The organism is Saprospiraceae bacterium, assembly GCA_016710235.1.
In the GTDB taxonomy this organism is placed as follows: Bacteria; Bacteroidota; Bacteroidia; order Chitinophagales; family Saprospiraceae; genus Vicinibacter.
Map to the genome: position 1 here is coordinate 359,335 of JADJLG010000001.1, position 13,385 is coordinate 372,719.

A 13,385-nucleotide genomic window follows, 5' to 3' on the forward strand; every position below is an offset into this window, starting at 1 on the left:
TATTTTTTTATCTATTTTTGATTGAAACAAAATTCAAAATATGAATTCATTGACTAGCCTGGGAAAGTACTTTTTCATCACACCAATTTTAGTTTTTGGGATCTTCCATTTGGTAGGAGCTCAAAAAATGGCAGATCAAGCTCCCTTCGGTGGAGTTGCAATGATTTATGTAACCGGAATCTGTTTAGTGGCTTTCGGCATCAGTGCCTTGCTTGGCAAATTTGACAAATTAGCAGCGATATTACTTTCTGTACTCATGATTCTCATTATTACGCTGATTCACCTCAAAGGTGCAACTATGAACAATGGTATGGCGATGGTGTCCGCTTTGAAAGATTTGTCAATAGCCGGTGGAGCTATGATGTACGCACATGCTTTTGCAAAGGACAATTCTCTGGTAGGTTAAACTCCCACTGGAGATGATTCCTCAGTCTGAATCGGAATCAAATTCCACAAGACTCGTCTTTAAAATCGATTATGACGGTAGTGTTTTCTGCGGTTGGCAGAAGCAACCCGGCCAAAGCTCAGTACAATCTGTATTGGAAGAAAAACTGCAAATCCTCACCAGACAATCCCAAGTTGAGATCACAGGCTGCGGTAGAACGGACACAGGAGTACATGCGAGAAGATATTTTGCACATACGGATCTGGACGATCTTGGTCTCCAATCTTTAAAAATTTCATCACTGAATGCATTATTGCCTCCTGAGATTGCAGTAAGTCACATCTGGCAAGATCCAATGCATCGTTTTCACTCCAGATTTGATGCTCACATGCGCAAGTACATTTATCGTATCCATCGAATCAAGGATCCTTTTGCCAGAAAATATAGTTTCGAATACCACCATTTACTGCATGAACATCTGGATCATTTTGAAGATTTCAGTCAACAGCTGATTAAGATCAATGATTTTGGCAGTTTTGTTAAGTCGAATTCAGGTCTGGAAAACTACAACTGCACTTTGTACGAATGTCGGTGGAACGCGGTAGACCGAGATCACTTTGAATTTCATATTGCAGCAAACAGATTTGTTAGAGGTATGGTAAGACTGATCGTTGGTGCATTCCTTCAATTGGCTCAAGGCAAAACCAATCCGAATGAATTAATGGAGCAGATACTATCCACCAAGCAGATCAAACATTCGTGGTCAGTGCCTGCCAATGGCCTCACCTTGGAAGAAGTAAAATATCCTGATGATATGATCAGCAGATTAGTGGACCTGGGGATATAGTGGAAAATCCTCGGTATATTGATTGACCTCCCTTTTAATTTCTTGGATGATATTGGGTTTGTTTCTGTTTTTGATCAGTTCATCAATCCATACAGCAACCTGATGGAAATCCTTTTCGATGAATCCTCTCGTCGTCATTGCCGCGGTACCCAACCTAATACCAGAAGTCGTCATAGGTGGTTGCGGATCACGGGGTATCATGTTTTTATTGGTCGTGATATCAGCTTGAATCAGAAGTTCCTCAGCTTCCTTTCCAGTGATGTTTTTATTTCTCAGGTCAAGAAGGAATAGATGGTTATCCGTTCCACCCGAGACAATATGATAACCCAATGCTTGGAATGCATTTACCCAAGCCTTTGCATTTTGGATCACCTGAGTCGTATATCTGTCAAAGCTATCATCCAATGCCTCTCCAAATGCCACTGCTTTGGCAGCTATAACATGTTCCAGGGGTCCTCCCTGAATTCCCGGAAACACTGCACTATTGAGCAAGGCTGACATCATGATAGGATTGCCTTTCTTATCTTTTTTGCCCAATGTGTTGGGATAATCTTTACCCAACATAATGATTCCGCCTCTCGGCCCTCGCAAAGTCTTATGTGTTGTTGAACTTACCACATGACAATGAGGCAAAGGGTCATTCAGTTTTTTCCGCGCAATCAGGCCTGCCGGATGTGCAATATCAGCCCACAAAGTAGCCCCTACTTCGTCAGCAATATCTCTGAGTAGGAGATAATTCCAATCTCTGGAATAAGCTGAGGCACCGCAAATAATAATCTTAGGTTTGTGTTCAATGGCTTTGATGCGAAGAGACTCATAATCTATCAACCCGGTTTCCGGATTGAGTCCATAGGAAACTGCTTTGAAATACTTCCCACTGATATTTACCGCAGAACCATGCGTAAGGTGCCCACCGTGAGCCAGATCCAGGCCCAATATGGTATCGCCGGGTTGTAACAGGCAAAGCTGTATAGCCAGATTGGCTTGTGCTCCTGAATGTGGTTGGACATTTGCATATTCAGCACCAAAAAGTTGACAAAGTCTGTGAATCGCCAATGACTCTATTTCATCGATCACTTCACAACCTCCATAATACCTTTTTGAAGGGTATCCTTCAGCGTACTTATTTGTCACCCATGTACCCATGGTTTGGATCACGTCCCAGGATGCAAAATTTTCTGAGGCAATCAACTCGACTCCTCTTCTTTGTCTGTCGAGTTCAGCCCAAAGAAGGTTTTTCACTACATTGTCTATCATTGAAGATAAGATTTTTGGAAGATAAGCATGCAAATATATATAAAGCTGAGATAGACAGGAGACCATTATGTCCGCCTTATGATATTAAAAACAAAAAGGCCACTCCTTGGAGCAGCCTTTTCGCTTTATCTTAATTGAAGTAAAAGAATATTATCTTTCGATACCCAAAGACTTCAATGTTTGGTAGTCAAGTTGACCTACAGGAAGACCTTTGTCTTTTTGGTATTTTACCAAAGCTGACTTAGTCAATGTTCCCATGATATTGTCTGTTGGTCCAGGATCGTAACCAGCCTTGCGAAGAGCATCTTGAACTGAACGAACCAATTCTGAAGTTACTTTGCTAGCACAAACGATTTCTCTGTACTCTGTGAATCCACCAGGTTTTACAAGCTTTCTTTTTGTAATGGTTTTGTATTCTGCCGGTAAATCTACTGTACTTGTTGAAGCCGGAGTAACTAGCTTTTGATAAGTACGAGTCTCGTATTCTGCAGCAACATCTGCTGATGCAGCGGTAGCTGGAGCTGAAACAGTTTGTATTGTTCTTGTTGAATACTGTGCCGCTAAGTCAACGGTTTCTGTAGTTGCAGGAGATTTTAACTTAGTCACTGTTTTTGTTGCATACTGCGCAGGAACATCAACTGTATTTGCAACAGCTGGAGCAGCCAATTTTTGATAAGTTCTTGTTTCGTACTGAGCGGCAACATCAACTGAATTTGTAGTCGCAGGAGCAACCAATTTTGAAGTAGATTTTGTCTCATACTGAGCAGCAACATCTACTGATGATGTAGTCGCAGGAGCAACCAATTTCTGATAAGTACGAGTTGCATATTCTGCAGGTACATCAACTGAAGCCGTTGTAGCCGGAGAAACTAACTTCTGATATGAACGAGTAGCATATTGTGCAGGTACATCTTTTGTTGATGTAGAAGCTGGGGAAACCAATTTCTGATAAGTACGAGTAGCATACTGTGCAGGTACTTCCTTTCTGGTAGTGGAAGCCGGAGAAACCAATTTCTGATATGTTCTTGTTTCATATTGTGCAGGTACATCTTTTGTAGTTGTTGTTGCTGCAGAAACTAATTTTTGGTAGGTTCTAGTTTCGTATTGTGCAGGTACATCAACTGTTTTTGAAGTAGCCGGTGATTTTAATTTCTTGTATGAACGAGTAGCATATTGTGCTGGTACGTCCACTGTTCTTGTGCAAGCACTGCCATCATCATTATATCCTGCAGCACAACCTTTTCTCACTTGCTTAGTGATAGTAGTATATTGTGCAGCAACATTCTCCAAACACCAAACCAAACAATCGTTAGGATCAGCTGATAGACAGTTTCTGTCAGCAGATTTTCTCACCCAACGGGTTGTTGCTGGAGTAGTTTCAACTGATTCAGTCATTGTTTCGAAGATAGCAGGAACAGATTCAACGATAGAACCCGCATCTTTTACTTTTACCTGCTCAGTAACTGTTTCATAAACAGCAGGTACAACAACAACACTTGAAGAAGCTTCTTTCTTCAGAACTTGCTCAGTTACTGTCTCGTACTTTGCAGGGATAGCTACCAATTCCTGGTAAGCATCTTTTACTTTTACTTGTTCAGTAACTGTCTCATACTTCGCTGGAATTACTACTAACTCCTCGAAAGCATCTTTTACTTTCACTTGCTCAGTTACAGACTCGTACTTCGCAGGGATCACTACCAACTCCTGGTAAGCGTCTTTCACTTTGTATTGCTCAGTCACAGTTTCGTACTTTGCAGGTACAACTGTCAGTTTAGTATAGGCATCTTTTACCTTTACTTGCTCAGTCACAGTTTCAAATTTTGCAGGTACAACTGCTAGAGTTGTAGACGCATCTTTTGTTTTCAACTGCTCTGTAGAGGATTCAAACTTGGCCGGAACTACCACAAGAGTTTTTCCTGCTTCTTTCTTTACCACTTGCTCAGTCATGCTTTCAAACTTAGCAGGTGAGACCGATAGAGTAGAACCTGCTTCCTTAGAAACTACTTGCTCTTTTACAGATTCCCACTGAGCCGGTTTAACAACGATATTCTTTCCGGCTTCTTTTACAAGAACCTGCTCTGTTTTAGTTGAAAACTTTGCCGGTACAGCTGTAAGTGAAGTGGAAGCTTCTTTTTTCAGGACTTGTTCAGTAACTGTTTCATATTTTGCAGGGACGGCTACGACTTTTTTGGAAGCTGGTTTTACCATGATTTGCTCCGTTGTAGTTTCGTATTGGTCACCTATCAGACATTTTGCATAGCACTTTCCAGGCTGTGCATTTGGTATTTCCGGATTTTGTGCCTGTGCAAAGGACCATCCGAATATGACCAGTAAGAAGGTTATAAAACGTAGACTCATAAAATAGGATTTAAATAATAAATTTGTTTAAGAATAAAGATCTTTTGGAACTGTACAATAATACTTCGTATTTGATTTCAAAAAACTATGCAAATCTAATACTTCTGACAATGGGATTGAATGATTATGTCTGGATTTTATGTTAATTTCCTTTTCAAAATGAGAATAAACTGTTAAGTCCAGGCTTCCTTCTTGAATCAATACCCTTGCTTCTATTGCAGACACATCAAAAATATTTGCACATGTGAGACGCATATCATCTACAAAGTCACTGCTAAATGGTTCACTTCTCAAGTAGATTTTCAGAAATCGCCGCTCTAAAATTCCTTTAGACATGTATCTCAAGAGCTTGTGATCTGACTTTGAAAGCTGCTTCAGCACTTGCCAAATGTCTGAATCATCAATTGATAAAAACTTATCAATAAAATCCGGAGAATGGATATCAACTTGATTATGATATTCATTATCAATAAAATAAATAAGTGGAGAATTTTTAATATATTTATTCAAATCTGATTTTACCAATTCAAAAATAGAATGCAACATCTTTTCTGCCGCGATCGCTGTCTTGTGCATATAAACCTGCCAATACATAATCCTGCGAGCTACAAGAAATTTTTCAATCGAATATAGTCCCTTTTCTTCCAAAACGATATGATCCTCGTGGACATCCATCATTTTGATCAATCGATCGTATCCTATCACGCCTTCCGCTACTCCTGTAAAAAAGCTGTCCCTCGTCAAATAGTCCAGTCTGTCAACATCCAATTGACTGCTGATCAGATCATGAAAAAATGACCTGCTGTATTGATTTTTAAAAATTCTCAATGCCAGACTCAACCTACCCTTGAATTCTACATTGAGCCATTCCATCAGCAAAATAGTGATCTCCTCATGAGCCACAGGCAACAAACTGTGCTCCAATACATGTGAAAATGGTCCGTGGCCGATATCATGTAATAATATTGCTATCTGGCTTGCCTCATACTCTTCCTCAGATATAGAAACTCCCTTCAACCTTAAAGAATCAAGTGCCTCGGTCATCAAATGAAAGGCACCCAGAGCATGATGAAATCTGGAATGAGTAGCTCCGGGATAGATGAAATCCGACAAGCCAAGTTGTTTTATTCTCCTCAACCTCTGAAAAACCGTGTGTTCGATCAACTCCATGATCAGCCCATCAGGTACACTGATAAAGCCATAAACCGGATCATTAAATATTTTTAGTTTTTTCAAAGTCTTGTCTGGATACTAATCTTTACCTTGAACCGTTCTCTAGCAATACTATTTTTTTCGACAGGCGAAGTTATGAATAAAATAAGGATTTTGTGGGCAGATGACGAAATTGATCTTTTGAAACCTCAATTGTTTTTTCTTGAGAAAAAAGGATACACCATTCAGACAGTAAGCAATGGACATGATGCGCTGACCCAGCTGGCTGAGTCAGGGCCCTTTGATATCATTTTCCTCGACGAGTCCATGCCCGGAATTACCGGCCTGGAGACACTGAGCAGAATAAAGAATTTGGGCTACTCTATTCCGGTGGTCATGGTGACCAAAAATGAAGCAGAAAATATCATGGAAGAAGCGATAGGAGGTCAAATAGCAGATTATCTAATCAAACCTGTCAACCCAAATCAGCTTTTGCTCACGCTCAAGAAGCTGATGGACAACAAAAGGCTCATTTCTGAAAAAAGTACTTTGGCCTATCAGACTGCATTCCGGGAACTTTATATGAAGATTACCGGCACCAATCACTTCGAAGATTGGGTTGATATATATAAAAATCTCATCCAGTGGGAACTCAAACTCGATGAATCGTCTGATCCTGAAATTCAAGACATTCTGGCGAGCCAAAAAATGGAAGCCAATAATGAGTTTTCCAAATATATCATCAATAACTACTCCGGTTGGTTTGACAATAAAAACAAAGCACCAATCCTCTCACATCAGTTGCTCTTAGAAAAAGTGTTCAAACATCTCAATGACGATGTTCCAACGATATTTTTGCTTTTGGATAATTTGAGATTTGACCAATGGAAAGTGATCGAACCGATCATCAATCAAAATTTCCATATTGAAGAAGAGTCTTATTTCTACAGCATTCTTCCCAGCACCACGCAGTACAGCAGAAATGCAATTTTTGCAGGCTTGATGCCTGCGGATATTGAGCGAGAATATCCCGACTGGTGGCTGAATGACAACGATGAAGGAGGCAAAAATCTGAAAGAGCCGGATCTGCTGGCAAAACAAATGAAAAGGTGGATACGAAAAGAGATCAAGACCGAATATATAAAAGTAACCAACAGCAGCCATGGAAAAACTCTGGTCGATAATGCGGACCAACTATTGAATAATCAATTTACTGTGATAGTGTACAATTTCATCGACATGCTGAGCCATGTACGCACAGAGATGGAAGTGCTCAAGGAACTCGCCTCAGATGAAAAAGCCTACCGATCACTGACGAAGAGTTGGTTTCTACACAGTCCTTTGTGGAGCGCCTTGCAAAAAATTTCTAAGAAAAAAGTACGTCTGATCATAGCCACTGACCACGGAACCATTCGTGTAAATGATCCCAGCAGAGTTGTGGCGGATAAAGAAACGACAAGCAATTTGAGGTATAAAGTAGGAAAGAATCTACAATATGAAAAGAAAGATGTGCTTGAAATCCGGGAACCGCAGAAAGTCGGTTTGCCGCGACCCAACGTCTCCAGTGCTTTCATTTTTGCCAGAGAAAACAAGTACTTTCTCTATCCAAACAATTACGGTTACTATCTGAATTATTTCAAAAACACATTTCAACATGGAGGTATCTCCATGGAGGAATTGATCTGTCCGGTAATTAGATTGGTATCTAAATAGTTATTGCCCCGGACTTGGAGCCGGCGCTTCGTGATTGGGCTCTACTTTATAAACTATATATTCCGTTTCTCCACGAAAAAAAAGCTTCCGGTATTTCTGGTGATAGTACAAAGTCACTTTGTTATTGGTCTCTGAGGCTTTCTGCACTTCAGCTGCCACATCAGCATTGGAAACCGAAAAATACCAAACATTATCAGGTATCTTTCCTGTTGGACCGGCATTGGTAAAAAATCCTGTATTGAGTTCGCCCTCAAAAGTTTTGAAGACATAGCCTTTCTTACTTATTTTGGTAACATATCCGGTACGGGTACCCTCACTATAAGTGGCAAAAATGATAAAACAAAGCCAGCCAATGGATAGCAAAATACATAACAACAAAACTCGCTTTATCCATTTCCATGTTGTGCGTCCTGCAGATTGCACTGAATCTATTATAGCCATTCGACAAAGTTTTTGCTAAGGTAGTTTATAACCTTAATTTCTTGTGATAAATTCCCGAAAGCTATTTAAAAATCAAATATTATCGCTTTAGTTCTGCTACTTTGGGATTGAAGAATGATTATTTTGAAATTAAAGCTCCTAAAAATTAGCTTTGCTTTAATTTTTCTAAGTTTCATGTATGAACCGCAGAATTTAGACGATACAATAGTCTCCCTGGGAACGCCATTTGCGATGTCAGCAATCGGTGTGGTCAGACTTTCCGGACCTGCAGCTATTGACATCGTCAATCGATGCTTTGAAAAGGCCGATTTACGAAAACAGAATTCACATACCATGCAACTTGGAACTCTCAAAGACGGTAGCAGAGAGCTGGACCAGGTAATGGTAAGCATTTTCAAAGCTCCAAACAGCTATACGGGACAGGACAGTGTAGAAATATCTGCTCACGGTTCACCTTTTATTCTGGAAGAAATCGTCAGACTTATCATCAAAAACGGTGCCCGGCATGCTACCGAAGGAGAGTACACCATGAGAGCTTATCTCAATGGCAAGATGGATCTTGCTCAAGCTGAGGCTGTGGCAGATCTCGTTGCCTCTGAGAGCGAAGCAACGCATCGGATGGCCATTCATCAGTTGAAGGGAGGATTTTCGAGAGAGTTGGAAAATCTAAGGTCCAAATTGATTGAATTCACTTCTCTGCTGGAACTTGAACTGGACTTCAGCGAGGAAGATGTAGAATTTGCAGATAGAGACAAATTATCAGAACTGATCAGCGAGATAAATATCAAAACCAAATCACTGATTGATTCATTCAAATGGGGAAATGCAATAAAGAAAGGAATTCACGTCGCCATCATAGGTAAACCTAATGTTGGTAAATCGACTTTGCTCAATGCCCTACTGCAAGAAGATCGTGCAATCGTAAGTGAAATCCCCGGCACCACAAGAGATACCATCGAAGAAGTTCTCCACATCCAGGGTGTTCTGTTTAGAATAGTTGACACTGCAGGAATAAGGCAACATAGTACGGATAAAATTGAAAATTTAGGAATTCAACGCGCGATTGAAAACGCAGAAAAAGCTCAAATCATTTTACATGTCCATGATCTAAATGAATCGCATATCCAGAATTCTCATGATGAATTTTTATGGCTCAGTCCTTATGAAAATAAAATAATTAACGTTTATAACAAGTATAATGTGTGGCGCAATAATAATGTCGAACAAAACGTCCAATTCAATGCTGAATATTCAAGTATTTGTATTGATGCAAAGGATGGATTTGGATTGGATCAATTGAAAAATCTTATCTTCCAAAAAGTACTTGGTAAACATAATCTACATTCAGGAACAGTCATTACCAATGTGAGACACCTGGAGATTCTTCAAGAAATGCTCATTTCAACCCAAGAAATCGAAAATGGAATAGTGAATAAAATTAGTGGTGAATTGCTGACGAGCGATATCCGAAGAAGCTTGCATCTGATAGGATTGCTCACAGGTAAAGTTGAAATAGATAAAGACATCCTGGGAAGCATCTTTGGCCGTTTTTGTATCGGAAAATAATTATCTTTCCTTTGTTTGTCAAGTGCTTGTTTTTATTGAGTTTATCGGCTTTCTATCTTCTCTTTTTTATGGCCCAACTCTACTTTTCTACTTATTTTTGTTGCCCAGTTGTTGCTCAATTGACTATTTTGTTGCCCGCATACCATTTACTTCTGAGGCAGCTTGCTACTAAGTTAGATGTGGACACTTCTATCATTAGTAAAGTTGAACGTGGCGACCGTCAGCTTAAGAAGGAGCAAATCCCTTTATTGGCTGAAATCCTGCAAGCTGATAAAGTGGAGTTGGAAACCCTTTGGCTTGTGGACCAAGTATTGGATTTGGTAAAAGACCAACCCAATGCAGATGAAGCATTGAAATCAGTAACAAAAAAAATTAATAGAACGAAGTAGTGGATTCTAATTGATAAATGATAGTTGAATTAAAACAAACGAATTATTAAATGATAAAAAATGACAAACATTGCTCAACGACAAGAATTACAAGCTAAAATTTGGAGAATAGCCAACGATGTTCGTGGCTCAGTAGATGGATGGGATTTTAAACAATTCGTCTTAGGAACACTGTTCTATCGTTTTATTAGTGAAAACTTCACCAATTACATTGAAGGTGGTGATGATAGCGTTAACTATGCAAACTACCCAGATAATAAAATTACTCCTGAAATCAAAGATGATGCCATTAAAACAAAAGGTTATTTTATTTATCCCAGTCAACTTTTTGTAAATATTGCCAGGACAGCCAATACTAACCCAAATCTTAATACAGAACTAAAAGCCATTTTTGATGCTATTGAAAGTTCTGCAAACGGCTATCCATCCGAACCAGACATAAAAGGATTGTTTGCCGATTTTGACACAACAAGCACAAGACTTGGTAATACCGTTGAAGCCAAAAACAGCCGTTTAGCATCTGTTCTGAAAGGTGTTGAGGAATTGAGTTTTGGAAATTTTGAGGATAACCATATTGACCTTTTTGGCGATGCTTATGAGTTTTTGATTTCCAATTATGCCGCCAATGCAGGAAAATCGGGTGGTGAGTTTTTTACGCCACAGCATGTATCTAAGCTCATTGCACAATTGGCAATGCACAAGCAGGCCAAAGTAAACAAGATATACGACCCTGCCGCTGGTTCGGGCTCTTTATTGTTGCAAGCCAAAAAGCATTTCGACAACCATATTATTGAAGAAGGTTTTTATGGACAGGAAGTAAATCATACCACTTACAATCTTGCTCGTATGAACATGTTTTTGCACAATATCAATTACGACAAGTTTAATATTGCCCTTGGCAATACACTCATAGACCCACACTATGGCGATGAAAAGCCATTCGATGCCATCGTTTCAAATCCTCCTTACTCTATAAAATGGATTGGTGATGATGACCCCACGCTGATCAATGATGACCGTTTTGCTCCTGCCGGTGTGTTGGCTCCCAAATCAAAAGCAGATTTTGCATTTGTATTACATGCACTATACTATCTATCCAGCAAAGGCAGAGCTGCTATTGTTTGTTTCCCTGGTATCTTTTATCGTGGTGGTGCAGAGCAGAAAATCAGAAAGTATTTGGTGGATAATAACTTTGTTGAAACCGTTATCTCATTAGCTTCTAACTTATTTTATGGCACTACCATAGCCGTAAATATTCTTGTTCTATCAAAACATAAGACGGATAACAAAACGCAGTTTATAGATGCTACAGGTGAAGATTTTTTCAAGAAAGCGACCAACAACAATGTGCTTGAAGATAAACACATTGATAAGGTAATGAAAATCTTCGATACCAAAGAAGATGTGGCTCACGTAGCAGTATCTATAGACAACAACAAAATTGCTGAAAACGATTATAACCTTTCGGTGAGTTCATACATAGAAGCAAAAGACAATCGGGAACAGGTGGATATTACAAAGTTGAATGCAGAGATTTCAGTAACGGTAGAAAAGATAAATACATTGCGTGCAGAAATAGATAAAATAGTAAAGGAGATAACGGAATAAAAAATGTCTGAATCAGGATTTAAAGGATTAGAGGATAAGCAAGATTAAAAAACAAATAATGACTATTGATGAAATAACATACAAAATTAATGATTGTGCCATGAAAGTCCACAATACCTTGGGTAATGGCTTTCAAGAAGTGATTTATCAGCGATGTTTAGCTATTGAGTTAGAACGTGCAGGTTTACATTATGGGAGAGAGGTTGAGCAAGCAATTTTTTATGAAGGAATAGAAGTGGGTACAAGAAGGGCAGACTTTGTAGTGGAAAACAAAGTGATAGTTGAACTAAAAGCATTGATAAGCTTAGAGGATGTGCATTTGGCACAAGCAAAAAATTATGTGGTTTCGTACGACTTTCCGATTAGTTTACTTATAAATTTTGGTGCAACGAGCTTGCAATTCAAAAAAAATTTTAATAAAAATTATCAGGAGCAAAAATCCTGAAAATCATAAAAGCAAATAAATCCTGATTCAGACAATGAGTTATTTAAAAGGACTACTAAAAGGTATTGATATAGAATGGAGACCGCTAGGTGAGGTGGCTAAGATTACTATTGGTGAATTTGTTCATCAGAACAATCAGGACAATGAAGCTGAGTTTCCTGTATACAATGGCGGCATTACACCAACAGGAAATTACAATAAATTCAATAATACAGGAAATAAAATCATTGTAAGTGCGAGGGGAGCGAACGCAGGGTTTGTCAATCGTATTTCTAAACCATATTGGGCAGGGAATAGTTGCTATTCTATAGAAATAAATGACCCTTATAGACTAAATTGGATATTTATATACTATTTCTTAAAAGCAAATGAAAACAAGTTGATTGGTAGTCAACAAAAGGGCGGAATACCAGCCGTTTCAAAGAAGCAAATGGAAGCATTTCCCATACCCATTCTATTCCAAGAAGACCCAGTAAAATCAATCGAAATACAAAAAGAAATCGTTCGGATCTTAGATAAGTTCACAGAGCTTACAGCAGAGCTTACAGCAGAGCTTACAGCAGAGCTTACAGCTCGTAAAAAACAGTATAACTACTACCGCGATCAATTGTTGAGTTTTGAAGTCGGTGAAGTGGAATGGAAAACGTTGGGGGATTTAACTTCTCTGATAACAAAGGGCACCACACCAAAGAAATATGCTGATAATGGAATTGCATTTATTAAAACCGAAGCCTTCGATGGTAAATACATTAATCCACTCAAATTATCATTTATTGATGAAGAAACCCACACAAAAGAGTTGAAGAGATCAATTTTAGATCGCAATGATATTTTGATTACGATTGCAGGTGCAACAATCGGTAAATGTGCGATTGTGCCAAAAGAAGTTTTACCTGCAAATACAAATCAAGCTTTAGCAATAATCAGATTGAAAGAAGATGTAAATGTTAAGTATGTATTTCACTTGATAAGATCCAATTATTTGAAGAAGTACATTGAACAAAATATCAAAGGTTCTGCTCAACCAAATTTAAACTTAGAGCAACTAAATAATTTTTACATTCCATATCCCTCACCCGAAGAACAATCCCGTATCGTCTCTATCCTCGACAAATTCGACACACTTACTACTTCAATCAGCGAAGGTCTGCCAAAAGAAATTGAGTTCAGAAAAAAGCAGTATGAATATTACCGGGATTTATTGCTAACATTTAACCCTTGACA

The 13,385-nt window shown here is 38.9% G+C and carries 12 protein-coding genes; 8 read left to right on the forward strand and 4 right to left on the reverse strand.

The annotated features are described in order from the left end of the window. Window positions 1–40: 40 nt before the first annotated feature. The gene (locus IPI99_01585; GenBank protein ID MBK7339201.1) at window positions 41–406 is read left to right on the forward strand and encodes a DoxX family protein; all 366 of its coding nucleotides are present in this window, start codon (window positions 41–43) and stop codon (window positions 404–406) included. A gap of 13 nt (window positions 407–419) precedes the next feature. Then, window positions 420–1,232, forward strand: coding sequence for a tRNA pseudouridine(38-40) synthase TruA (locus IPI99_01590; GenBank protein MBK7339202.1), 813 nt, complete (start codon window positions 420–422; stop codon window positions 1,230–1,232). On the opposite strand, the gene IPI99_01595 is transcribed toward IPI99_01590, so the two are convergent. From IPI99_01595 to IPI99_01605, 3 genes are all read right to left on the reverse strand, one after another. Next, window positions 1,212–2,489 carry a serine hydroxymethyltransferase gene (locus tag IPI99_01595; protein ID MBK7339203.1) on the reverse strand — a complete coding sequence of 426 codons (1,278 nt, stop codon included), beginning with the start codon at window positions 2,487–2,489 and terminating at the stop codon, window positions 1,212–1,214. The genes IPI99_01590 and IPI99_01595 overlap by 21 nt on opposite strands. Before the next feature lie 150 nt (window positions 2,490–2,639). After that, entirely contained in the window at window positions 2,640–4,847 is a 2,208-nt protein-coding gene (locus IPI99_01600; GenBank protein MBK7339204.1) for a peptidoglycan-binding protein, read from the reverse strand. 27 nt (window positions 4,848–4,874) lie between these two features. Beyond that, window positions 4,875–6,083 carry an HD domain-containing protein gene (locus IPI99_01605; protein ID MBK7339205.1) on the reverse strand — a complete coding sequence of 403 codons (1,209 nt, stop codon included), beginning with the start codon at window positions 6,081–6,083 and terminating at the stop codon, window positions 4,875–4,877. Window positions 6,084–6,155: 72 nt separating this feature from the next. On the opposite strand from IPI99_01605, the gene IPI99_01610 reads away from it, so the two are divergent. After that, complete coding sequence (locus IPI99_01610) at window positions 6,156–7,712, forward strand: PglZ domain-containing protein (GenBank protein MBK7339206.1); 1,557 nt, start codon at window positions 6,156–6,158, stop codon at window positions 7,710–7,712. Here IPI99_01610 and IPI99_01615 read toward each other — a convergent pair whose 3' ends face one another. Next, a complete protein-coding gene (locus tag IPI99_01615; GenBank protein ID MBK7339207.1) occupies window positions 7,713–8,153 on the reverse strand; it encodes a hypothetical protein in 441 nt (146 codons plus the stop codon). A gap of 174 nt (window positions 8,154–8,327) precedes the next feature. Here IPI99_01615 and mnmE point away from each other — a divergent pair, with 174 nt between their 5' ends. From mnmE to IPI99_01640, 5 genes are all read left to right on the forward strand, one after another. Next, complete coding sequence (mnmE, locus tag IPI99_01620) at window positions 8,328–9,719, forward strand: tRNA uridine-5-carboxymethylaminomethyl(34) synthesis GTPase MnmE (GenBank protein MBK7339208.1); 1,392 nt, start codon at window positions 8,328–8,330, stop codon at window positions 9,717–9,719. A 68-nt stretch (window positions 9,720–9,787) separates the two neighbouring features. Further along, window positions 9,788–10,108: a helix-turn-helix transcriptional regulator gene (locus IPI99_01625; GenBank protein MBK7339209.1), complete on the forward strand. Its 321-nt coding sequence runs from the start codon at window positions 9,788–9,790 to the stop codon at window positions 10,106–10,108. A 60-nt stretch (window positions 10,109–10,168) separates the two neighbouring features. Then, window positions 10,169–11,716, forward strand: a complete 1,548-nt coding sequence (locus IPI99_01630) for a type I restriction-modification system subunit M (protein ID MBK7339210.1) — start codon at window positions 10,169–10,171, stop codon at window positions 11,714–11,716. 58 nt (window positions 11,717–11,774) lie between these two features. Beyond that, window positions 11,775–12,161: a GxxExxY protein gene (locus IPI99_01635; GenBank protein ID MBK7339211.1), complete on the forward strand. Its 387-nt coding sequence runs from the start codon at window positions 11,775–11,777 to the stop codon at window positions 12,159–12,161. Window positions 12,162–12,195: 34 nt separating this feature from the next. Beyond that, complete coding sequence (locus IPI99_01640) at window positions 12,196–13,383, forward strand: restriction endonuclease subunit S (GenBank protein MBK7339212.1); 1,188 nt, start codon at window positions 12,196–12,198, stop codon at window positions 13,381–13,383. The last annotated feature ends 2 nt before the right edge of the window (window positions 13,384–13,385 follow it).

Coding starts and splice junctions, on each gene's coding strand:
- IPI99_01590 (MBK7339202.1), top strand. CDS start 420: ATGATTCCTCAGTCTGAATCGGAATCAAATTCCACAAGACTCGTCTTT.
- IPI99_01630 (MBK7339210.1), top strand. CDS start 10,169: ATGACAAACATTGCTCAACGACAAGAATTACAAGCTAAAATTTGGAGA.
- IPI99_01600 (MBK7339204.1), bottom strand. CDS start 4,847: ATGAGTCTACGTTTTATAACCTTCTTACTGGTCATATTCGGATGGTCC.
- IPI99_01595 (MBK7339203.1), bottom strand. CDS start 2,489: ATGATAGACAATGTAGTGAAAAACCTTCTTTGGGCTGAACTCGACAGA.
- IPI99_01585 (MBK7339201.1), top strand. CDS start 41: ATGAATTCATTGACTAGCCTGGGAAAGTACTTTTTCATCACACCAATT.
- IPI99_01610 (MBK7339206.1), top strand. CDS start 6,156: ATGAATAAAATAAGGATTTTGTGGGCAGATGACGAAATTGATCTTTTG.
- IPI99_01635 (MBK7339211.1), top strand. CDS start 11,775: ATGACTATTGATGAAATAACATACAAAATTAATGATTGTGCCATGAAA.
- IPI99_01615 (MBK7339207.1), bottom strand. CDS start 8,153: ATGGCTATAATAGATTCAGTGCAATCTGCAGGACGCACAACATGGAAA.
- IPI99_01625 (MBK7339209.1), top strand. CDS start 9,788: ATGGCCCAACTCTACTTTTCTACTTATTTTTGTTGCCCAGTTGTTGCT.
- mnmE (MBK7339208.1), top strand. CDS start 8,328: ATGTATGAACCGCAGAATTTAGACGATACAATAGTCTCCCTGGGAACG.
- IPI99_01640 (MBK7339212.1), top strand. CDS start 12,196: ATGAGTTATTTAAAAGGACTACTAAAAGGTATTGATATAGAATGGAGA.